The sequence below is a fragment of the Alkalicella caledoniensis genome, from assembly GCF_014467015.1.
Classification (GTDB): Bacteria; Bacillota; Proteinivoracia; order Proteinivoracales; family Proteinivoracaceae; genus Alkalicella; species Alkalicella caledoniensis.
Genome location: NZ_CP058559.1, coordinates 2,444,043 through 2,467,780, shown reverse-complemented (window position 1 = coordinate 2,467,780; position 23,738 = coordinate 2,444,043). Strand labels below are relative to the sequence as shown.

General features: G+C 35.9%; 16 protein-coding genes. 4 read left to right on the top strand and 12 right to left on the bottom strand.

Features of this window, described 5'->3' with window-relative positions:
- Positions 1-5: 5 nt before the first annotated feature.
- From HYG86_RS12185 to HYG86_RS12165, 5 genes are all read right to left on the bottom strand, one after another.
- Positions 6-464: a hypothetical protein gene (locus tag HYG86_RS12185; protein ID WP_213165834.1), complete on the bottom strand. Its 459-nt coding sequence runs from the start codon at positions 462-464 to the stop codon at positions 6-8.
- A gap of 137 nt (positions 465-601) precedes the next feature.
- Positions 602-1,900 carry a sugar ABC transporter substrate-binding protein gene (locus HYG86_RS12180; RefSeq protein WP_213165833.1) on the bottom strand — a complete coding sequence of 433 codons (1,299 nt, stop codon included), beginning with the start codon at positions 1,898-1,900 and terminating at the stop codon, positions 602-604.
- A 315-nt stretch (positions 1,901-2,215) separates the two neighbouring features.
- A complete protein-coding gene (locus HYG86_RS12175; RefSeq protein WP_213165832.1) occupies positions 2,216-4,582 on the bottom strand; it encodes a glycogen/starch/alpha-glucan phosphorylase in 2,367 nt (788 codons plus the stop codon).
- A 5-nt stretch (positions 4,583-4,587) separates the two neighbouring features.
- Positions 4,588-6,066: a 4-alpha-glucanotransferase gene (malQ, locus tag HYG86_RS12170; RefSeq protein WP_213165831.1), complete on the bottom strand. Its 1,479-nt coding sequence runs from the start codon at positions 6,064-6,066 to the stop codon at positions 4,588-4,590.
- A 15-nt stretch (positions 6,067-6,081) separates the two neighbouring features.
- Positions 6,082-8,208, bottom strand: coding sequence for a TIM-barrel domain-containing protein (locus tag HYG86_RS12165; RefSeq protein ID WP_246451768.1), 2,127 nt, complete (start codon positions 8,206-8,208; stop codon positions 6,082-6,084).
- 334 nt (positions 8,209-8,542) lie between these two features.
- Between HYG86_RS12165 and HYG86_RS12160 the strand changes: the two genes are divergently transcribed.
- Entirely contained in the window at positions 8,543-9,277 is a 735-nt protein-coding gene (locus tag HYG86_RS12160; protein ID WP_213165830.1) for a DeoR/GlpR family DNA-binding transcription regulator, read from the top strand.
- Positions 9,278-9,598: 321 nt separating this feature from the next.
- Here HYG86_RS12160 and HYG86_RS18210 read toward each other — a convergent pair whose 3' ends face one another.
- From HYG86_RS18210 to pepF, 3 genes are all read right to left on the bottom strand, one after another.
- Positions 9,599-11,602, bottom strand: coding sequence for a S9 family peptidase (locus tag HYG86_RS18210; protein WP_246451765.1), 2,004 nt, complete (start codon positions 11,600-11,602; stop codon positions 9,599-9,601).
- A 16-nt stretch (positions 11,603-11,618) separates the two neighbouring features.
- Positions 11,619-13,094 carry a leucyl aminopeptidase gene (locus tag HYG86_RS12150; RefSeq protein ID WP_213165829.1) on the bottom strand — a complete coding sequence of 492 codons (1,476 nt, stop codon included), beginning with the start codon at positions 13,092-13,094 and terminating at the stop codon, positions 11,619-11,621.
- A 106-nt stretch (positions 13,095-13,200) separates the two neighbouring features.
- Entirely contained in the window at positions 13,201-15,012 is a 1,812-nt protein-coding gene (pepF, locus tag HYG86_RS12145) for an oligoendopeptidase F (protein ID WP_213165828.1), read from the bottom strand.
- 366 nt (positions 15,013-15,378) lie between these two features.
- Here pepF and HYG86_RS12140 point away from each other — a divergent pair, with 366 nt between their 5' ends.
- Both HYG86_RS12140 and abc-f read left to right on the top strand, forming a co-directional pair.
- On the top strand, positions 15,379-15,582 hold the full coding sequence (locus HYG86_RS12140; protein ID WP_213165827.1) for a hypothetical protein: 204 nt from the start codon (positions 15,379-15,381) through the stop codon (positions 15,580-15,582).
- Between the two features lie 437 nt (positions 15,583-16,019).
- Positions 16,020-17,651 (top strand): ribosomal protection-like ABC-F family protein, encoded by a 1,632-nt coding sequence (abc-f, locus tag HYG86_RS12135; RefSeq protein ID WP_213165826.1) that lies wholly within the window; start codon positions 16,020-16,022, stop codon positions 17,649-17,651.
- Positions 17,652-17,863: 212 nt separating this feature from the next.
- Here abc-f and HYG86_RS12130 read toward each other — a convergent pair whose 3' ends face one another.
- The 3 genes from HYG86_RS12130 to HYG86_RS12120 form a co-directional block, all read right to left on the bottom strand.
- Positions 17,864-19,363 carry an IS1182 family transposase gene (locus tag HYG86_RS12130; RefSeq protein WP_213165825.1) on the bottom strand — a complete coding sequence of 500 codons (1,500 nt, stop codon included), beginning with the start codon at positions 19,361-19,363 and terminating at the stop codon, positions 17,864-17,866.
- 302 nt (positions 19,364-19,665) lie between these two features.
- Positions 19,666-21,477, bottom strand: a complete 1,812-nt coding sequence (gene ftsH, locus HYG86_RS12125; RefSeq protein WP_213165824.1) for an ATP-dependent zinc metalloprotease FtsH — start codon at positions 21,475-21,477, stop codon at positions 19,666-19,668.
- Entirely contained in the window at positions 21,478-21,957 is a 480-nt protein-coding gene (locus HYG86_RS12120) for a MarR family winged helix-turn-helix transcriptional regulator (RefSeq protein WP_213165823.1), read from the bottom strand.
- Positions 21,958-22,176: 219 nt separating this feature from the next.
- Here HYG86_RS12120 and HYG86_RS12115 point away from each other — a divergent pair, with 219 nt between their 5' ends.
- The gene (locus tag HYG86_RS12115; RefSeq protein WP_213165822.1) at positions 22,177-22,647 is read left to right on the top strand and encodes a MarR family winged helix-turn-helix transcriptional regulator; all 471 of its coding nucleotides are present in this window, start codon (positions 22,177-22,179) and stop codon (positions 22,645-22,647) included.
- Between the two features lie 131 nt (positions 22,648-22,778).
- Here the strand turns inward: HYG86_RS12115 and HYG86_RS12110 are convergent, their stop codons facing one another.
- Complete coding sequence (locus HYG86_RS12110; RefSeq protein WP_213165821.1) at positions 22,779-23,615, bottom strand: CvfB family protein; 837 nt, start codon at positions 23,613-23,615, stop codon at positions 22,779-22,781.
- Between the last annotated feature and the right edge of the window lie 123 nt (positions 23,616-23,738).

The window sequence follows — 23,738 nt, the reverse complement described above, 5'->3', positions numbered from 1 at the left end:
CACCTTTACAAGAGTTTGCTTTCATTTATTACGCTTGATAATGACAATGTTGTAATTGTCAAACCTAAATAGGACACTATTCTAATATAGTAAAAAACTGAATGAAAATTTAACTCCACAGCTGTGTATGCCAGGCCACCTAGTATTAAAACTATCCAGAGAAAAACAAACAACCCGCTTATCCTGACTTTTACAAAAGCAAAATAAGAATGAATACTAAATATCATTGGTATAATGACAGTTAAGAAGTAGTGGCTTAGGTTAGCTGTTAGGTATGCATTCCAAATTTCTGCTTCTAACACCTGTGGATTATCCATTAGTTCCATGTTTTCAACCCAATTGTGGTAAAGGCCAATATCTTTCACCCTAAACATCGTTTCCAAAGATACAGCAAATATAATCACTGCACAAAATACTAAAATAAAATATAGATGTTTTCTAGGTAATTTAGTGTAACCATCCATTAGCCTTACCCCTTTATTATAGATTCTATCTTTAAGTTTAACATAAGTTACTTGTTAAATAATATAAGAAAATAATGTTTTAAGTTATAAATATAGGGAAGAAAGGTTTAACCTCTCTTCCCTTAATACTCTAGTCCTTAGAAGTTTGCCATCAAGGCATCGAATGAAGCTTTCATTTGCTCATAAGCTTCTTCTACTGACTGTGGATTAACAGAAGACCATGAAAGAAGTGAGTTCTTCCAAGTATCCCATACTTGACCCCATTCAGTGAACAGAGGACGAGCTGGAGCTTCTTCGTAAGACTCGATTACAGCTTCGATAACAGCTTTGTCAGTTGCTGATAAGTCAGAGTTTAAATATACAGAAGTTGGAACGTTCTCCATGATTTTACCAGTAGCTTTGAATAAATCTACTGCATAGTCAGTATTCATAATTTCTTCAATCATAAGTTGAGAAAGGAGCATTTTCTCTTCGTCTAATTCAACGCGAGAGTTAACAGCTAATCCCCAACCACCTTGCCAGTGAGTTAGCGGGTGACCTGCTATTGTAACTTGACCTATTGGTAGGATTTCAACATTTCCACCTGCATGGTTTGTTAAGTTACCAGTAGACCATGGACCTTCTATTCTTAGAGCAGTGTTTCCACCGGGAGCAAACTGTGTATCCATGTAGCCCCAAGCTGCGTCTTCATCCCAAAGGTCTGTTCCAGCTTGATGATGTGTTTTCCAATAGTCATAAAGTGCAGTTAAAACATCTTGTTGTTGTTGGTTTAAGTCAGCGAAATCTTTTGTCATATCAGAGAAAAGATTTCCTTGAGCATCTTTACCTAACAGTTCAATACCTCCAGCGTTAGCGACAGCAACACCGAACCATGCATCGAAAACAGGTATTAATATAGTTTCGAAATCTACTTCAGTAAGTTCAACAGAACCTGATAAGTCAACATCTAAATCTTCAGCATTTGCAGGGTTTGCAAAAGTGATAAGGGTTTCGATGTTCATTGGGAATGCTAGGTATTCGCCATTAACTTTAAAGTTTCCACCTAGACCAGCGTCGTAGTTGCTGAAACCACCTACGTTAGATGCCATGGCCTTTGCATCTAAAGCTGCTAAAGCTTCATTTTGTGATAAGGTATAAATTCTGTCAGCTGGGATAGCGAATACGTCTGCAACGTCTTCGTTTGTAACGTCTGTATCATCTAGTACATTTAGATGGTCAAAGGAACCTGTGACGATAAATTCAATTTTAGCATCAGGATTGTTTTCTAATACTCTAGCTTTGGCAGCTTCGTAGTAAGCTAACCAATCTTCTTCAACCTGTACAGTAATCTCAGCCGTGAGAGCTTCACCCTTTGGGTCGTCGTTTGAACCGCCACTACAAGCAGCTAATGATAGTGCCAAAATCGCGATAAGTAATAAACTTAGTCCTTTTTTCATTTTGAATCCTCCCCTTTTTTTACTAGCTTAAACTGATACAAATTACGCATTACTTGTTTATTTAATTACATGGTTATGAAAATATTTTTCATAGCTAGGTCATAAAATAAAATTTCATGCATACGATTGCACAGTTTAGCAAAAAAATTAATATCCCTCAAAAACATTATACAACGAACATTGTTAAATAGCAATAATATTTTAAACTTTATTTTATTTATATTTTGTGCAATTGTTTGCACACTAGAGGTGCTGACCATGTGAGCAAAGGTTGGAGGGGTGCTTACATGGTCAGTCTATCAGTGGTTGTTTTTATTACGCCTTTTCAATTCCCCATATTTCTTTAGCGTATTGATCAATTGTTCTATCAGAACTGAATTTACCAGCGTTTGCGATGTTCAGCCAGCATTTTTTTGCCCAGGTCATTTTTTCTCTAAAAGCTTGGTCAACCTCTAATTGGGCTTTTCTATAATCATCAAAGTCTCGAACAATATAGTAGTTGTCTGGCTTATGCCAGCTAGCACCTTTTAAAATAGAGTCGTGCAGTTCCTTAAACATCCCTGTACCTCCATCATCGAAGGTACCGTCAATTAATGAATCTATCACCCTTTGTAGCCCTTTTACGTTTACATATTCAGCTTTTGGATCATAGTTTTCTATTTTCGCGATATCTTCCACCCTTAGGCCAAAGATAAAGTTATTCTCTTCCCCTGCTTCTTCCACTATCTCCACATTTGCCCCATCATAGGTTCCTATTGTGGGAGCACCATTAAGCATGAATTTCATATTGCCTGTGCCAGATGCTTCTTTACCTGCAGTTGAAATTTGCTCTGATATATCTGCAGCTGGGAAGAGTCTTTCTGCATAGGATACTCTGTAGTTTTCCACAAATACTACTTTAATTTTTCCGTTGATTTCCGAGTCGTTGTTTACTAGTTTTTTAATTTCATTTATAAACTTGATAATTCCCTTGGCTCTAAAGTATCCAGGTGCTGCCTTTGCTCCAAATATAAAGGTTCTAGGAACTATATCTAAGCTTGGATCCTCTTTTAATCTATAGTATAAATCTAATATATAAAATGCCTTAAGTAGCTGTCTTTTGTATTCGTGCAACCTTTTAATCTGTATATCAAATATAGATTTAGGATCAACCTCTATTCCTTCGTTTTCTTTTATATAGTCTGCTAGTTGATTTTTTTTGGTTTGCTTAATGTTTATAAATTCCTTTAAAACTTCTTTATCATCAGAAACCTGGTTAAGTTTCTTCAGTTCTTCTAAGTTAGTAATCCAATTGTCTGAACCTAAAAGCTCCGTTATATAATTAGATAGCTCAGGATTGCTTTGGAGTAGCCATCTTCTTTGGGTTATCCCGTTGGTCTTGTTGTTAAATCTCTCTGGGTATAGCTTATACCAGTGGTTTAACTCCACCTCTGTGAGAAGGTCAGTGTGTAACTGAGCAACACCATTTGTAGATTTTGTCCCGTAGATAGAAAGCCAAGCCATTTTTATCATTCCATTACTTATTATCTCGAACTGTGGCAGTTCTTTTTTAGTTATACCTTTAGCTTCTAATTCTTCCCGAAGTTGTTGATCTATCTTAACAATAATTTCGTAAACTTCTGGTAGTAACTCCTGGTATAATTTCACTGACCATTGTTCAAGGGCTTCAGCTAGCAGGGTGTGATTTGTATAAGCAAATGTATCAACTACTATCTTCCATGCTTTCTCCCAAGACAAGTTCTCTTGTTGTGTCAATAACCTCATCATCTCAGGTATAGCTACCCCTGGGTGAGTGTCATTTAGTTGCACTGCATGAAGCTTTGCAAAGTTATCAAAGTTATGATCTTGATATTTTTCTTTGTACTTTCTAACAAGGTCTTGAAGGGACGCAGATACAAAGAAATACTGTTGTTTAAGTCTGAGTAGTTTACCTTCATCGTTAGAGTCGTTAGGATATAAAACTTTAGAGATGTTTTCAGCATCATTTTTATCTTTAACAGACAAATCATAGTTCTGATGGTTAAACTCTTCAAAGTCAAACTTATTAAGAGCTTCTGCTTGCCACAGCCTCAATGTGTTAATGGTTTTCTGACCAAAGCCTATAATAGGGGTATCGTATGGAACCGCAAGGACGTCTCCATCTGCAAAGGAAACCGTAATGGCTTCAGATGCTTTTCTGATAGACCAAGGGTCACCGTGCTCTAGCCAGTTATCACCGATTTCCACTTGAAAACCGTCAATGAATAATTGCTTAAATATACCAAACTGATATCTAATTCCATAACCCGTTAATGGGTAGTTTAAGGTTGCCCCAGAATCTAAAAAGCATGCTGCAAGTCTACCTAAACCACCATTTCCAAGGCCAGCATCCTCTTCTGCTTCCTCGATAGTATTGAAGTCTATCCCCATGTCTTCAAATAGTTCTTCAACTATAGCTTTAGATTTCATGTTTAATAGGTTGTTGGTAAGTGCTCTTCCCATTAAAAACTCCGCTGACAGATAGTATGCTTGCTTTTTACCCTCAAATTTTTCCTCTGATTGAATCCATGTAGGCACAATTTCTTCCATAAGCGCTTTTGCTAAAGCGATATATTTCTCTTTGTAACTGCATTTTGCTAATGTTTTTCCAAAACTAGTTAAAGAATAGCTTTCCATCTTTTTTAAGATATTTTCTTTGTTCATGCAGGCTACCTCCTATATATTTTATTTAGCTTAGCTATTTTCTTTGCAAGGGTATCATCTAGGTCAGACTTGCTCATTCTCCAAGTCCAGTTGGTTCCAATGGTTGATGGTATGTTTATCCTAGCTTCATCACCTAAGGCTAGAAAATCTTGCATTGGTGCCACTGCTAGATATGCCACTGAACTCCAAGCACCTCTTAAGAATCCCCAGTTAAAACCTTCATCATAGTTAAGCTTTAGGTAATCAATTGCGTATTTCTTGTCTTCTTTCGGTACATTTTCAAACCATCCCATGGCAGTATGATTGTCATGGGTTCCTGTATATACTACGCAATTATTGTTGTAGTTGTGAGGTAGATAATCACTTTCTTCCCGTGAATCAAAGGCAAACTGAAGTACCTTCATACCTGGAAAGCCTGAGTCTTCCATAAGCTTGTAAACATCTTCTGTAAGGTAGCCTAAATCTTCTGCAATTATATCTAAGTCACCTAACTCTTCTTTGATCTTTTTAAATAACTTCATACCTGGGCCCTTTACCCATTTACCATCTATGGCAGTAGCAGAGCCGTATTTCACTTCCCAGTATGCTTCAAAGCCTCTGAAATGGTCAATTCTTAAAGTATCATATAATTGGAAGCTGTGGTTTATACGCTTAATCCACCATTTGTAGTCGTCTTCTTCCATTGCCTTCCAGTTGTATATTGGGTTACCCCACAACTGTCCAGTTTCTGAAAATGCATCTGGAGGACAACCTGCTACTGTAATAGGCATCAAGGCTTCATCTAAATTAAATAAACTTGGGTTACTCCAGACATCTGAGCTATCTTCAGACACATATATGGGCAAGTCACCTATTATACTTATCCCATTTTTGTTGGCATATTTTTTCAACTTTTCCCATTGATTTGTAAAGAAATATTGGGTAAATACCCAGAAGTATAATTCGCCTTCATTAGCCTTTTCAAAGGCTATAACAGCATCAGATGTAGCACTTTTATATGAAGCATCCCATTGCATCCAAGATTTATTGTTGTTATGGGCTTTAATAGACATATATAGGGCAAACTCCCTAAGCCAATCTTTATTATCTTCATAAAAATCTTGCAAATCAGCAAAAATCTCTTTTTTTGCTTTTTTATAGGCCATTCTCAAAAGCTGCATTTTGTTTTTGTAAAGCAAACCATAGTCAACATAGCTTGAGTTTGTACCTAGGTCGAAATTTTTAACATCTTGAATACTTAAAAACTTAAGTTCAATCAGTTCATCTAAGTCAATGAAGTATGGGTTTCCTGCAAAGGCAGAAAAGCATTGATATGGTGAATCACCATAGCCGGTAACACCCAAAGGCAGTATCTGCCAGTTTTTTTGGTTCCCTTTAACTAAAAAGTCCACAAAATTATATGCCTCTTTACCAAAATCCCCTATACCATAATCACTTGGCAAAGATGAAATATGCATTAAAATCCCACTGGATCGGTTTTTCATATAGACTCTCCCTATCTATAGATTTATTTTTTTTACTGTCATATTACCTCTAGAATCAATGACTTTGAAATTTAGCTCTTTCACTGATGAATTGTTGTTAGAGACATTAATTTCATAATCATCTTTCTTCCATTCAATAGAGATGTTTGTGACAAATTTTTCCCCTTTTTCAAAATCATATGTTATCCCATCATCATCTAATAAAGTGTAATGAGCTTTTTCATCCACATATGCAACTACATCCATCATACTAGTATCCATATTTTTTACATTCTGAGATGGTCTAACTAATGGCAAAATACTGTTTTTCCGCAGGTAAAACTTTATATTTTCTAATCCATAATCCATATAGTGTATTTTGTCAGATTTAATTTCCACTTCTAAGCTTTCGGAACCCAGAGTTATCTCCGCCATTTTTTCTGGTAAGAAAACATATCTTCCCTTTTGATTTGCACTGTGTACTGGTGTAAGCATCAATTCATTACCAAACAAAAGTTGATCTTCTGTCTCTTTGGCTAAGCTTTCTCCATACTCAAATGCAAGGGGTTTAAACATCAACTCATATTGACTGACAGCTTTCATGTACTCAGAATAAATATATGGAAGAAGTCTATATCTTACTTTAATTATATTCTTAGAGTTTTTAGTAACTTGTTCATCAAAGCTAAATGGCTCTTGATTTCTACACCCTATGGCTGAGTGATTTCTCAAAAGTGGTGTAAAAACACTGAATTGAAGCCATCTAGTAAGTAGCTCGCCACTACAATTTCCACCAAATCCCCCTGTGTCTGCACCTGTGTAAAAAAATCCACACATATTTAGTGATGGCATCATCTTTATGTTCAGTTCTAGGTGTGACCACCATGATGAGTTGTCACCGGTCCACATGCCACCAAACCTATGCATTCCAATACTTGACGCACGGGAGATTAGGAGAAACCTTTTATTTTCTAAAAGCTTTGTAAGACCTAAATTGGCAGATTTAGTCATGTAGAATCCATATAAATTGTGGACTTCATCATTGGATAGCGTTTTATCCCCTAGTAGATGATAAAAGCTTTTATAGTACGCATCCTTATTTGCTAGGTTTGTAAACTTATCTTTTAGTGAAAAAAACGAATGAATATCAAGGTTCTTCCCCTTTGATTCTATGGCATATTCTATGGCTTCATCTAAAGCTTTAGTATCATAGAATATGGCAGGCTCATTCATGTCATTCCAAACACCCTCAATACCTGCGTCTGTCAGTAACTTATATTTTGATCCAAACCAGTGTTGAGTTTCATCTTTTAGAAAATCGGGGAAGTGCACTTTGCCAGGCCAAACGGCTGCTACATAAGGATCTCCATTTATGTCTTTACAAAAGTGGTCTCCCTTTATCCCCTCTTCATAAACGTCATACCCTGGTTCTACCTTTACACCTGCATCAATTATGGGTACTAGGTATAACCCTTCTTTCTTCAAATCCGTAACAAATTCTTTAAAGTCACTAAATCTTTCATCAGATATGGAAAAATCCTTAAAGTTCTCCATGTAGTCTAAGTCTAAGTAAATACCATCAATTGGGATATCATTTTCTTTAAAGGAATTGTAAATATCTAATATTTCCCCTTTATCCTTATACCCCCAACGACTTTGAAAGTATCCGAAACCCCACTTTGGAGGTATATATGCTCTACCAATTATTGTTAGGAATTTTGATGTAACTTCACTGGGTGATTTACCGTCAATAATATATATAGTAAAATTCTCATCAGTAATCTCAATGTTCAATATATCTGTTTTTTTGAAGCCCACGTCATACTTAATCATTGAAGGGTAATCTATAAAATATCCCCTAGAGACGTCACCAGATATGATAAAAAAATTATGTGCACCATATAGTTTGGTCTTATCTTCTGTATGACTTGGATCATCTGTACAGTATGACTCATAAGTTCTTCCTCGCTTATTTATTCCACCTAAGTTTGCACCAAGTCCATAGACAATGTCCTCAGGGGATAGCAGCAAGTTTATAGAACTATTATTTTTTTTGAATTCAATCTCAAGATCGGCATTTAGCTCCGTAGCTGTCATTTTTCCTTGTATAATCCCTGTTTCTATGGGTTCTCCATATCTAAAAACTTTAACACCATTTTCCATTAAATAAGATTTTATAATGACACCCCCACTTCTTTTGGCAATCAGAGTGATTTCCATATGTTTAGGGAAAAAGATTGCACAAGGTTATCTCTTCACCGTGCAAACGATTGCCCAAGTCTAGTTTTAATATAACACATAGTATTTTATTGGTAAAGTACTTTTCTTAAAATTTGCAAATAAAGACTAAGGATATTCATAAGTGATGGCTTTTAGTTGTAAAACTTAAGCTCAAAAGTGTCCTCATTGACATTGTCTTTATTTTAATGTTAGTATTTAAGGAAATGAACAAAGCATGAACCTTTCTGAACAATTTATAGAAGTTGGTGACTAGAATATGATTTTGATAGATAGATGGAGTAAAATATTGAATTATCTTAAGGAAAACCAGTCCGCCACTGTCCATGATTTAATGGATGCTTTTGACATATCCAAATCTACAGTAAGGCGGGATCTTATAGCCATGGAAGAGCAAGGCCTTATAAAACGAACCCGTGGTGGTGCTGAAATGGAAGTTAGGGAAGATAATATTATAAATATAAAAGAAGTTTTCAAAAAGGATACTGATAAGAAAAGAAAGATTGCTAAAAAGGCTGCCAGCTTAATCAAAGACAATGACTTTATTTTCATAGATTCGGGCTCAACTTGCTACTATCTAATAGAGAGCATTACAGCTAATAACGTAACTGTGGTTACAAACGGACTTTTCCACATACAAAAGCTTTTTGAGAAGAATATAAAGACATATATCCTTGGTGGCTATGCAACACCAGATTACAACATGATTATAGGTGAAGATATGGCTGACAAGGTTAGTATGATGAACTTCGATGTGGCTTTTATAGGCACATTGGGCATCCACTGTGTTGGTGGTTTTACAACTAATAACTTAGTGGACAGGGAATTAAAAAAAGCAGTAATAAAGGCCAGCCAAAGGTGTTTTGTATTAGCTGATACATCGAAGTTTAATGTTAGAAAATTTTATACCTATGGAGACCTAAAAGAAGCTTCCATCATAACAGATTCTACAGTGGATTTTGATGCTGAAGATACAGATATTATTTTTGCCTAATAACAAAGCTAAATAAAACACATACATGAATCCATGATTCCTAATATAAAAAAGCTCCTTACCTATTTTTTGGTAAGGAGCTTTTTGTTTAGCTATTTCTGTATGAAACAAAGTCATTTTAATGCGCCGCATATTAACTACACAGTACCAACTCTTGCGTCGAGAGTTAATGATAATGTTTAAGTTAATATGCTCATTTTGAGGTCAGACTTTCTCTTGGATGCTAAAGAACTAGGTCTTAACAAATTTAAGTGCGTTTTGTATGTTTTGATAGTGTAGGAGTAGTGTTTAGTTCATCCTATAATTCCTGTAATTATTTTCCTACTTCAAGTATCTGTTAAACCAGTTTGTTATTTCTTCTAGTCTTCTTATACGGTGTTTTGGTTTTCCGCTTCTGCTTAGTTCGTGGTTTTCACCTTTGAATATGCACATTCTTGCTTCTACTCCATGATATTTGATTGAAGTAAACATTTGATATGCTTCAGGAGTCCAGCAGCGGTAGTCTTCGTCAGAGTGTATAAAGAGGGTTGGAGTTTTTACTTTGTCTGCATACCTCATTGGTGAGTGCCACCATAGTTTGTCAACGTTGTTCCAAGGAGTCCCTCCCTGTTGGTCATCCACGAAGAAGAAACCAATATCCGTGGTTCCAAACTTCGATATCCAGTTGGAGATACTTCGTTGAGATGCTGCAGCTTTAAATCTATGGGTATGACCAATAATCCAGTTTGTCATAAATCCACCATATGATCCACCAGTTACACCAACTCTGTCTTCATCGATGTTCGGGTATTTTGCTAACACCTCATCGGTAAATTGCATCAAGTCATCATAGTCAACTGTTCCGTACTTACCTCTAATGTCAGCAAATTCATTGCCTTTTCCATCACTGCCCCTTGGATTACAGAAGAACACAAAGTAACCTTCATTTGCCCAGTATTGCATTTCATGATAGAACACTGTTCCGTACACAGTCTTTGGTCCGCCATGGATGTTTAGTATGGCAGGGTATTTTTTATTATCATCAAAGTCCACTGGTTTAAGTACCCAACCATCTATGGTTATTCCATCACTATTTTCAAAGGTCAATGCTTCTGGTATGGACAGCTTAATTTCATCCATTACCCACTGGTTAAAGTTTGTGATTTGCTTTTCTTGATCTTCCAAGGAATATAACTCTTGTAGTTTTAGTCCCCTCAGACCTATGAATACAATATTCCCACCTATTACATCAAATCCATCAATGGAACCTTCCCCATGGGTTATTTTCTTGATTGTCTTATCTTTGATATTCAATTTGTTCAGATAGGAGTTTTCACCTTCAGTGGTAACAAAGTACAGGTTTCCGTCTTCTACTTTATAAGATGTTGATCCACCATAGCGGCAATCTGAACCAACTGAGTTGTAAAGTCCCGCATCTAGCTCAGGGGTTAGACAAGTTACTTCTCCACTTTCAATATCAAGCTGGAAGAACTTCCTGTTTTCATTCATTCCGTATACTTCTCCCTTTGTTCCGGCAAATACAATACTTCCCTCATCTATAAAATCAGTGTAGCCACAAGCATACTCTCCTTCTTGTAAAAGGGTCTTAGTACTTTGTGTTGCTATATCATATAAGTAAATTCCCGTACTAAGGGATACTACTCCTTCAAAGGATTGTGTTGTGAATAAAATTTTGCCTTTATTAGGGCTTACAATATATGTGTTTACACTATGGGTAGCTTCTGAGATAGCTTTGTATTCATTGGTTTTTAGGTCATAGATATAAAGTCTGTTTCTTTTTTTGTTTGTAAATCCTCCACCATTACTCCAAAAAGGAATCTCCTCTATAACCTGATAGTCTTTTTCTTCCTTTTTCTTTTTTAGTTCCTTAGCTTTTTCTTCTTCATTTAACGAAGATAGGTCTTCTTCATTATGATCAAAAATTCCAGCAAAAGCGAAGTTACTTTGATCCACTTGCTTTATGGAGGTTACCCTTTTATCAATTTTGAAGAATTTCTGAGCTTCTCCTCCATTTATATTTATTTTGTAGTATTGTGTAAAACTTTCTCCTGATTCCAGCTTTTTCTTATCCTTCTCATCTCTCACAGTGGGGAATATGATACTATCTCCGTCTTCTAACCATATAAAGTTACTCTCTTTATCAAGTGCAGTTAGTTGGGTAAGCCCCTCGGACTTAAGATTATAGAGCCATAGATTTGAGTTGTAGTTATTGTCCTCTAGATTAGACCCATGAACTACAAACCCTGCATGTTTTCCTTTTGGTGATAACTCAATACCAGATAAAAACTTATAGCGGGTAAATTCCTCTAACTTAAGACTTTTCATTCATTTCCCTCCTTAATTATTCACTTAGATTTTTAACTAATTGGTAAAGGGTCCTTACACCCACACCAGTTCCACCTGTTGCTATATAGTCTCTGTCGCTACCTGTAAAAGCAGTTCCAGCTATATCCATATGAATCCATGGTTTCTTTTGCACAAACTCTTCAACAAACATAGCCGCTGTGATGGCTTGTGGGTTCCCCGCAGAATTTGTTAAATCTGCAACTTTAGATTTCAGTTGTTCCCTATAATCGTCGAATGTTGGCATTCTCCAAATCTTTTCCCCGGAAATAATTGTCGAAGCTTCAAGTTTACTGTAGAATTCATCGTCATTGGAAACTACTAAGGTTGCGTGAGCACCTAGGGCAACCACAGCTCCACCGGTTAATGTGGCCACATCCACAACTCTGGTTACTTTTTCATTCATTATGGCAAAATGGATGGCATCTGCCAGTGTTAATCTACCCTCAGCATCGGTACTTCCTATAAACACTGTTTTTCCTGCCATTGTATTTATGATATCCCCACCCCTATATGCAGTGGCATCGATGGCGTTTTCACAAGCTGCTACGATGGCCGTGACATTAAGCCTAGGTTTCAATAAGGCAATAGCTTTCATGGCACCTATGACAGAGGCTGCTCCACCCATGTCACACTTCATATTAAGCATACCCTCTTTAGGCTTTATGGAAAGTCCCCCACTGTCATAAGTAAGCCCCTTACCCACGAGACCAATTATCTCATTGGGGTTTTCTGTATCTCCTTTATACCTCATAACAATAAGTCTTGGCCTGTTTTCTGATGCCCTTCCCACAGTTAAGAATGCAACCATACCTAGTTCTTCTATTTTATTTTCTTCGAATACTTCTACCTCAAAGCCATTGTCCCTTCCTGTCTTTGCAGCTATTTCAGCCATTTTATGGGGAGTTAGGACATTGGCTGGTTCGTTCACTAAATCCCTTGCTAGTATTGTAGACTGAGCAAGAATTTCCCCTTCCTCCATTGCACTTTCAACTAATTCGACATTTTCAGTAATAAAATGGATTACCTCAATGGTGTTTACCTTTTTATCCTTAATGTACTTATGGAATTTATAGCTACCTAGTAATAGACCCTCAGTAATTGCTCTAACGGCATCAGCTACCTCTACTAAACTGGTTGGCAGTATTACATCCACTGCCAGGGGCTTCATAGCAGCGGTTTCTTTTACTGCCTTAGAGAAAACCCTTCTAAGCTTTTCGAGATCTGAATCTTCTTCTTTACCAAGGCCAACTAGAACTACCTTTTTGGGGCTTTCTGTTCTTGGTAGCTTTACAGCTTGCACTTCTTTAAACTTTCCACTGAATTCATTTTCTTCAACGAAGTATCTTATTGCTTGTTCTACCTCTTTAACAGGAAAATTAATCTCATCAGCTTTTATTCCTTCATAAAAAGGAATAATAATTGCTTCTGAGTAATTTCCACTTGGTTTTTTAGCTAGTACTTTTATATTCATCTTACTCCTCCTTGTTAGCACTGTATTTATAAAAATATATGTGGCATATTGCCACATATATTTCAACTTGTAGTCAGACCTACGACAAAGTCATTGACCCTGTCCCCTATATCTCTCCTAGGTCCTCGGTTATTTTGATTATTTCTTCGATCATTTCTCCGATGTATTCAATTGTGTCAAGAAGTGGTTTTTCAGTTGTCACATCTACTCCTGCCATTTTAGCAAGTTCCACTGGGGATTTAGTTCCACCAGATTTTAATACCTCTCTCCAGTCCTCAACAGCAGGTTGCCCTTCTGCTAGTATTCTCTTACTTACTTGTGTGCCTATTGTTAGTCCTGCACTGTAGGTGTATGGGTATAGTCCCATGTAGTAATGAGGTTGTCTCATCCAAGTAAGTTCTGCACCTTCGTTAATTTCCACTGTATCTCCCCAGAACTGTTCTAGGACCTGCTTTTTAAGCTGGCTTAACTTTGGAGCTTGAACACTTCCACCAGCATCGATGATTTTGTAAACTTCCCTTTGGTATGCAGCTTCTAAAAGGTGTGTTACAAAGTTGTGATAGTATGTTCTACTTACCATTGAGGAAAGAACCCATCTTTTAAATCTCGGGTCATCATTTGTGTTGATTAAGTGATTTGCCAGTAACATTTCGTTAATTGTGGACGGTGCTTCTATAAAGTACATAGAAGGTCTAGTGTTAAAGATATTTTGATGGCTATTAGCTAAGTAGAAATGTCCAGCGTGACCTAGTTCGTGAGCCAGAACAAAAACCTCTGCCATTCTGTTAGACCAAGAAATTAATATAAAAGGATGGCTTCCATAGGGACTTGCGCAAAAAGCTCCCGTTGACTTTCCTTTGTTTTGAACAAAGTCCACCCAGCGTTCATCATAGCTTCTTTTTACCATCTCAAGATAGTCTTCACCCATGATACCTAAAGCATCATACATGTATTGCTTAGACTCTTCCACAGATACCTTTGGTTCAAATGCTGGGTCCACAGCTAGCTTTAGATCTGTCCATGTCATCTTATCTAACTTGTGTACCTTTTGAAGTAATTTAGCGTATTTCCTCATATGAGGAGCTAGTTTTTCCATAATCACATCTATTTGTCTGTTGTATAGCTCTCTACTAACCCTTTGTGGAAATAGTAGGCTGTCAAATACAGACTCAAAGCCCCTAAGATCAGCAAGTGATTTTTCTTTTTGTATTTGTGTCTGATATGCTGCTGCTATGGTGTGCTGGTACTCTTTGATTTTCTTAGAAAATGCTTCAAAGGCAGCATGACGTACTTTTGTATCATTTTCATATTCCCACTCATTTTCAAAAAGCACAAAGCTTAGTGGATATTCTTTTCCGTCAACTGTAAAGGTTCCGAAATCCATATCAGCAAGTTTTGCTTTATTGTAGATTCCGTATGGTGCATTTAAAGTGCCAGATAAAGCAGACAACACTCTTTCCACTTCTGGATGAAGGGCGTATTGTTTTTCCTGCTTGATGTCTTCTAGGTAGTTTGCGTTTTCTGAAGAGCTAGATATGGCCTCTTCTATGATACTTTCATCAGCTTCTATTATCTCACTTCTTACAAAGCTTAGTTTACTGCTTAGGCTCGACATGACATTCATGAACTTCATGTATCTTCCTTGATTTTCCCCGTTAGCTTGATCTACTGAAACTGATAGATTTGCAAATGTTCCTGCGAGATTCATGGTCTCCATGGCTTTTTTTAGCTTGTCTAGGCAGTTGTTAATGGTCTCTGCAGAGTTTAGTTTGCCTTTGAAGGTAGCTTCAATTTCTCCCACTAATTCTTGGGCTTTTTTCACTGCAGCCTCGTATTCCTCTTCTGTCTTATAAATTGCTGTAAGGTCCCATGTAAGTGATTGATCTACGTCTTTTCTTTCAAGTACTTTCTTATCCAACTTAAACTCCCCCTTATATTTTGATTTTCCTTTTGCCTTGAGTTATAAAACTCCATTATTAGTTATATTATAAATCTTTCGACATAATACCGTAATATTCCTGCAATAAAAACACTCGATTATAAAAATATAGTTGTCTTCATTTTAGTTAAAGCACTAAAATAACTTATTTATTAAATCATCTAAAAATAGTATAATAAAAATGTTCTGATAATCACGAAAGGGTATGTCTTACAGCTCTATGTTGTAATTATACTCTCAATTATCTCTTTAGGGAATTTAACGAGCTACTCAGAAATAAATCGTAGTAGCTAGATTTATTCTAAATTTAGGTTAGAGGCAATTTTAAAAGAGAGGAGAAAAAAAATGATAAATTTTTTTTATGAAAATAGGGGTATATATTCTTTATTTAGTTTTGCTATTTATCTCTTACATTTGTCACTAGTCTTTTGGGCCTATAAAGATGCTATAAGCAGAGGAAAAACAGGCTGGAAAATAGCTGCAATAGTTTTATTCGGTGGTCCCATCGGTTTAGTTTATTGGTTGAGTGCTCGCCCCCCTAAGTTATAGTATAAAAAATATGTATGTATTTACTTTAAAGAAATCAAATACCAAATGAAATCCTAGATTATAAAAATATAGTTGTCTTCATTCTAGTTAAAGCACTAAAATAACTTATTGATTAAATAATCCCAAAATAGTATAATAAAAATGTTCTGATAATCATGAAAGGGTATGGTATTGTCAATGAAGTAATTATCTCATTTACTAATCAATTACAGAGAATTAGCAAACCTTTATTTAAAGGTTTATTTGCTATTTACTAATTGTGGAATGAGATAGTTATAATTGCTTATATGTTACTAGTAGAAAGTAGAAAGTTAAAAGTTGAAAAGGAGTAATACCTCTTGCTCACTGAATTACTTTTTTGTATTATATTTTCTCTAGTATTAATACCTAACAAAGCAAAAGACTATTCTCTCCATAAATATAGGAGGGATTTTTTTATGCAAACCTTAAGTTTAAATAAAATTAAGAAGTTTTATGGGGATAGATTAATTTTAGATATAGATAACTTAGAACTTTATGAAGGAGACAAAGTAGGTATTGTTGGTATAAATGGATCTGGCAAAACCACACTTTTAAACATAATTAGTGGCAGAGAATTAGCAGATGAAGGAACATTTAATACTCATGGAAAGTTATCATATATAACACAATTAGACTCAGTACATGACGACAGTTGTGAGCATATGCTATCACGTTTTACTAACAAGAGAGAATACTGTGAGACAATGAGTGGTGGAGAAAAGACCAGATTAAAGCTTGCCACGGGTCTTGGTAAAAATGCATCCCTAGTACTCATGGATGAGCCTACAACTAACTTAGATATCAAGGGAATCCAGCTTTTAGAGGATGAGCTCACTAAGTTAACAGGAACTTTACTTTTGGTTTCCCATGATAGGGAGCTACTGGATAAAATTTGTAATAAGGTTCTAGAGGTCAAAAATGGTAATGTAAAGCTTTACAACGGAAACTATTCAAACTACAAATATCAAAAGCAATTAGAAGAAGATTATGCTGCCTTTGAGTATGAATCATATGTTAGAGAAAAAGAAAGATTGACTAAGGCCATGCAAGAAAAAGCAGAAAAATCTAGTACCATGAGGAAAACTCCCAAAAGAATGGGCAACTCCGAAGCAAGGCTTCACAAGATGGGCAACCAAAAATCTAAGAAAAACTTAGATAATGCAGTAAAATCTATTAAAACAAGACTTGATCAGCTAGAGGTTAAGGAAAAACCCCGTGAACTAAAGAAAACATTAGTGGACATAAACAAAAAGGATGAAATTCATAGCAAGATTCTAATACAGGGTAATAACATCAATAAAGCTTTTGGTAGCAATGTTATATTTAATAATGCAGAATTTAATATACCTAATAAATCCAAAACAGTCCTTGTGGGTGATAATGGTTGTGGCAAATCTACTCTCGTGAAGATGATTGTGCAGGGTGAGGATTGTATTAAATCATCTTCTAAGTTAAAGATAGGGTATTTTAGTCAGAGCCTTGATATCCTAGATGAAAGTAAAACTATCTTAGAAAACGTAATGGAGTCCTCACCACACGGAGAGTCATTTACAAGGACAGTACTTTCTAGACTATTGTTTACTAGAGATGAGGTTTATAAGAAGGTTGAAGTATTAAGTGGTGGAGAGAGAGTAAAGGTTACTTTTGCTAAAATTTTTCTCCAGGACATTAATATTTTGATTTTAGATGAACCAACTAACTTTTTGGATATGGCTACAATTGAAGCAATAGAGAATGCCCTAGAAGACTACCAAGGCACTATACTGGCTGTGTCCCATGACCGCAGGTTTTTAAGCTCTGTTGCCAGTAGAGTTTTACACATTGGGGACAAAAAAATTAACACCTATGAAGGGTGTTATGAAGAATTTATTAAATCTAATCAAAGAACTTTTGTTAATGACTCCTACGAGGATAAAATTTTATTGGAAAACAAAATCGCACAGGTAATTGGACAATTGTCTGATCCAACATTGGCCAGTGATAAAAAAAATGAACTGGATAGGGAGTTTATGGAGCTCACAAAGAAGTTAAGGTCTACAAAGTTATGATATTCAAATATTGAAAAATATAAAAGAACCCAATCCCTTGGGTTCTTCAGCTTGTAGACAAACCTTAGACAAAGTCATTGACCTAAGATGTGCATATTAAAAAGCTATACAATTAATTCGAGGAGATAGACTTAAGAGCTGAATAGCTAAACGGAAGAAGGGGCGAGGAACAGGACGTCAGACTGTGTGGCTAATCTCTAAAAACTCAAAGATTAGCCGTAAATTTCCTGTCTTTTGGTGCAATATGACTTAAACATATAAAAATACAATGATAAAGTGGGTCTAAGAGCTACTAATATCCTTAGTAGTTCTTTCACTCCTATAATATTTATTACTCTTTTAAAATTATAGGCTAGCAAAACTAGGGCTGTCTCTGTAGTTACAGAATCCATCCCTCTTGTTAAAAAATACCCAGCATTCATTGTCCTTTTGATGGTTCCATAAGGATGCTCAACAATCATCTGCCTTTGTAGGTATTTGTCCATATTTGCTTCTGTTCTAGCATCTATAGTATCCAAAAAATCTTGGTTAGGTGACCGATTTATTATCCTGCCTTTGGCTGCAGTGGTGCATTTGCTTTTTGATTCACAGTTTTTACAGGCATCGTAGTTTCTATATTTTATTCTTTTTGGTTCTTTTGATTTGTGGTTTATTCTGCGTAATTCATGGCCCAAAGGACAAATATATAAGTCTTTTTCAGGCACATAAGTAAATTTATCTCCGTAGAAATCTTTGTCTCCTGTGGCGTTAGAATACGACTGTTTTGGCAAATAGACTGTTGTTTCGTTTCTCTCACATTTCATAAGGTCGTCTGCTTGGTAATAGCCTTTATCTGCTGCTACTTCAAGTTTCCTTTTTCCAAATATATCTTTAGCCTTTTCTGCAAGTGAATTTAGATTACCTTGATCTGCGGGATTGTTTGTAACATCATATGCCACTATAATACTATGCTTAGAGTCTACAGCTGTTTGTATGTTATATGCTACAGTAACACCATTGTTTTTGTTGTCCATAAGCCTAGCATCTTCGTCAACTGTAGATATTTCATTACTTTCGCTATCCTGTAGTTTTTTTTCCAACTCTTCAAATTTAATTTTACGCTCCTTGAGTTTTTCAATTTTTTGCTGAATTTCTTCAGGTGTATACTTAAGTTTAGGTGAATCGTCTTTGTCACTGCTTTCTAACAAATCTAGATAGGAATTAACCTTATCTTCGATATATTGTTTGTGTCTTTGTATTTTTTTCTTTGAGAAATTATTCTTCTTTGAATTATTAGCTTGAATTTTAGTCCCATCTATTGCTATGAATTCCTCGCCTAATAGTTTGAGATCCTTACACAACTTAGTAAAATCCTTGAAAACTTGTTTTAGCTGAGTTTTATTTTCTTTCCTGAAATCAGCTATTGTTTTAAAATCAGGTTTTAGTTTTTGTAATAGCCAAACCACTTCTATATTCCTGTGAGATTCTGTTTCTAGCTTTCTAGATGATCTTATGCCATTTACATACCCATATAGATATAACTTCAATAAAACAGAGGGATGATATCCTGGTGCACCTCTGCGGTGTTCCTTTGATTTAGTGAATGCACTCATATTGACCAGTTCTACGTATTCATCAATTACTCTAACGGGATTATCCTCACCTATGTAATCTTCTATGCAGTCAGGAAACATTGTTTTTTGCTTTCTATCTGTACCTTTTATAAATGACAATTTAAAATCCCCTCTCCGATATTCTATAACTTAATTATACTACAGAAAAAGGGAAAAGTACTGTATTTACAGTACTTTAGAGCCATTTAGACATATATTATTCTCTAATTCTCACACAGTCTGACGTTTCGAGAGCTCCACTTAACCATGGACGGTGAATTGGAGCGGTACCCTTCTGGAGTTTAGATAGAAGCCTTAAGTCCCGACGGAGAATTTTGTTTAGCGTTTAATATGCGACATTCCTAAAAAATGACTTTGTCATCAGTCTAAAGAACCCAATCCCTTGGGTTCTTTTATTGTCCTTAATTGGCTTCTAATATTTTCATGAATTCTTCACCAGTTATTGTTTCTTTTTCTATTAGATAAGCTGATAATTCGTGGAGTTTCTCCATGTTTTCTTTTAAGATGTTTATGGCTTTTTCATGGGCATTTTTAATTATTTCCAGTACTTCGTGATCTATTTTTGCTGCCGTTTCTGGTGAACAAGCTAAAGATGTATCTCCACCAAGATACTGGTTTGTTACTGTTTCTAATGCCATCATGTCGAAGTTTTTACTCATACCTAAGCGGGTAACCATGGCACGAGCCAGTTTAGTAGATTGTTCTATATCGTTGGATGCACCAGAAGTTATGCTGTTAAAAACTATCTCTTCAGCTGCCCGACCACCTGTATAGGTTACGATTTTATTAAATGCCTCTTCTTTTGATAATAGTACGTTTTCACTTTCTGCCAACTGCATTGTATATCCCAGTGCCCCTGAAGTTCGTGGGATTATAGTAATCTTATGAACTGGAGCAGAGTCTGTTTGTTTCGCAGCAACTATGGCATGACCGATTTCATGATAAGCTATAATTTCTTTTTCTTTAGCTGACAGAACAGAGTTCTTCCTTTGATATCCAGCTAAAACTACTTCCACTGCTTCTTCTAGGTCACTTTGGACAACTTGTTTACGTCCAAATTTCACAGCCCTTAGTGCTCCCTCATTAATCATATTGGCAAGGTCGGCTCCAGAGGCTCCAGGGGTAGCCCTTGCAATGGCATTGTAGTCAATACCATCACTTACCTTAACCTTTTTGGAGTGTACTTTTAATATAGATTCACGGCCAGCTAAATCCGGAAGTTCCACAGGTACTCTTCTATCAAATCTTCCTGGACGTAGAAGTGCTTTATCTAAGGTTTCAGGCCTATTTGTTGCAGCTAGTATAACAACACCCTTCTCACCACTGAAACCATCTAGTTCTGTTAATAGCTGATTTAAGGTCTGCTCCCTCTCATCATTACCTCCTATACCACCAGTATCACGTTTCTTACCTATGGTATCTATTTCATCTATGAAAACAATACAAGGAGCTTTTTCCTGAGCTTGCTTAAATAGATCCCTTACCCTTGCTGCTCCCATACCCACAAACATCTCCACAAACTCAGAACCTGAAATGGAGAAAAACGGAACCTTAGATTCTCCAGCTACGGCCTTAGCGAGAAGGGTTTTTCCTGTACCAGGTGGTCCCACCAGTAGTGCTCCTTTAGGCAAAACTGCCCCTATGTCCCTATATTTATTTGGATCATTTAAAAAATCCACAATCTCTGTCAACGCCTCTTTAGCTTCATCTTGACCTGCCACATCTGCGAAGGTCTTTCCAGTTTGAGCTTCAACATAAACCTTAGCGTTGCTTTTTCCAAAGGACATGGCATTGCCACCCATCCTTTTCATAATAAACTGACCTAATACTATAAAAATCATGATAGGGAAAATCCAAGTTAGAATCAAGTTCATAAAAGGAGATATTTCCCTTGGAATAATCCGGGAAAATTCTACTCCTTTACTATGCAATCTATTTACTAAATCAGGGTCATCAACTCTACCGGTTATATAAACTTTTTCCTTACCGTCTTCTAGGGCAGTATAGGCAATCTGTCTATCTTGTATTTCTACATCTTTAACTTCTCCTGCTTCAACCCTATTTAAAAAAGTATTATAGTCTACTTTTGTTACTTGATCATTTATAAAAAGTGGAAAAACAAATGCATTTAAGATCATTACAACAGCAAATGTCAATGCATAGTAATATATAAGTGGCTTTCTAGGTTTCTTCGGTCCTTTTGGTAATTTCATTTAATATCTCCTCTTCCCTTGTTGTGACGTTCTATTATTTTCCTCTGTTACTTCTTCGAGGAGGTCTTGAAGTTTCCCCATCCCAAGAGTGATTAAGACTTGAGAGTTTTCCTCCAAGAACCTAAGCCTTTCCCCAAACATAAGGTCTAACTCTTGATCTATTTCGCAAACTAATTTTTTCCCTGAGGGTGTAAGTATTACTTCCACAACCCTTGCATCATCAATATTTCTTATCCTCCTAATGAATCCTTTTTGTTCAAGCTTTTTGCATATCAAAGATAGGTTAGCTTCTGCAACACAGATACTATTGGCTAGGCTCCCGATAGTATGTTTCCCATGATGGAATAACTCAAAAAGAATAAGTAACTGGAGCATGGTAATGCCATACTTTTCACCTAGGTTGTTAAGTATCTTAGTCATTTGCTCTGATAATTTCCTAAAGTTTTGCAAGACTGTATTTTTAAAATCTGATACCTCCATATAATTACCTCCAAACAAAGCTAGGATATTTATGATTCATATATAATATTAAACATAAATAATCAACAAATCATAAGGTAATTGTAAATGTTTTGTAAATGTAAAAGGCTCCTTTGGGCGAAATGGAATAGCTACTCAACTTGACTTATTATGTTAGTTTTATTAGAATTAAATTGCAATTAAATTGTGTGCAACTAAATTATGAATAGGATGAATCCAATGACTTATAAAGAAAATACATTAGAAACAAACTATAATCACGAAGATGATATTCTAAAATTAGATAACCAACTTTGTTTTTCCTTATATGTATGTTCAAAGGAAATTATTAAGAAATATAAGCCACTGTTAGAGCCCTTTGGCCTTACCTACACAGGTTATATTACATTACTTGCCCTATGGGAAAAAGACAATATTACAGTGAAAGAGTTGGGCAAAAAGTTATATTTAGATTCCGGTACATTGACACCTTTGCTTAAAAAGTTAGAATCCCTGGATTATGTAAATAGGGTGCGAAGCTCTGTTGATGAGAGAAATGTCCATGTGGTTTTGACTGAAAAAGGTCAAAGATTAAAAGCAGAGGCTGTGGAAATACCTAAAAAACTAATTTGTTCAAGTAATTTAAGTGAAGAAAGTGCTTTGGACATTTATCTAGCTTTGAAAAAGCTTATGTCATTAGTTGACGGGTAAAAACACTTAACTAGTTTTTTCTATAAGGATGGTTGAAGTGATATATATCCCTTCAACCATCCTTATAGGGTTATGAAAAGCACTGGACTTTTAAAACTGTCCAGTGCTTTTATATCTTTTCTATATCTTTTCTATATCTTCTCTATACCATTTTCTATAAATTTTATTTTATTTTCCTTCAACAGTTTACCCACTGCTTTTTTAAATGCACCTTTGCTCATGTTTAGCTGCTCTTTTATAAGTTCTGGGGAGCTTTTATCATTTAAAAGAAGTATTCCTCCATTTTCATCTAGTTTTTCTTGGATAAATTCAGCGTCAATATCCATCTGTATGTAGGATTTCTCCCTAAGGCTAAGATCTAGTTTTCCATCTTCCCTTACCTTTGTTACTCTGGCTTCTACTATATCCCCTACCTTATAATCCTCAAATAACTCTTTGCGAGGGATAAGACCATTGAATTTATAGTCCACTGCCACAAGGGCACCTAGATCATTGTTAACGTCATATATAACACCCTTAATTTTATCATCCTTTTGATAAGGGGAGTCTGTCCTTAAAAAATCGTAGAGACGCATGGTGGCGCACAGTCTATCACTGTTATCTATGTATAGGCCAACCATATAGTATTTACCAGCCTCTACATCTCCCTTTTGTTCTTTGTAAGGTAGCAATAGGTCCTTGGGCAGCCCCCAATCTAACCATGCACCAATTTTTGTTACTTCTTTTACCTTTAGAGCAGTCACCTCATCTAGGGTTATTCTTGGTTTTTTGGGAGTAGCAATGATTCTATCTTCAGAATCCCTGTAAATAAATACTTCTATTTCATTTCCTTCTTCTAGTTCAGCTGGCACTTGACTATTGGGTAGTAGAACTTCTTCTGCAAAATCATCTTCCCTTGAACTTAAGTACATACCTACCGAAGATTTTCTTATGGCAACAAGTGTTTGCTTTTCACCTAATCTAATCATAGTTAATTCTCCTTTGTAACTTTCATTCTTTTATTATATATAGCTTCCTTCCCTTCTATGTTACTATAAATTCTAGAAAAATGCATCTTTTTCCAATGATGCTCGAAAATTAAAACGTTTAGA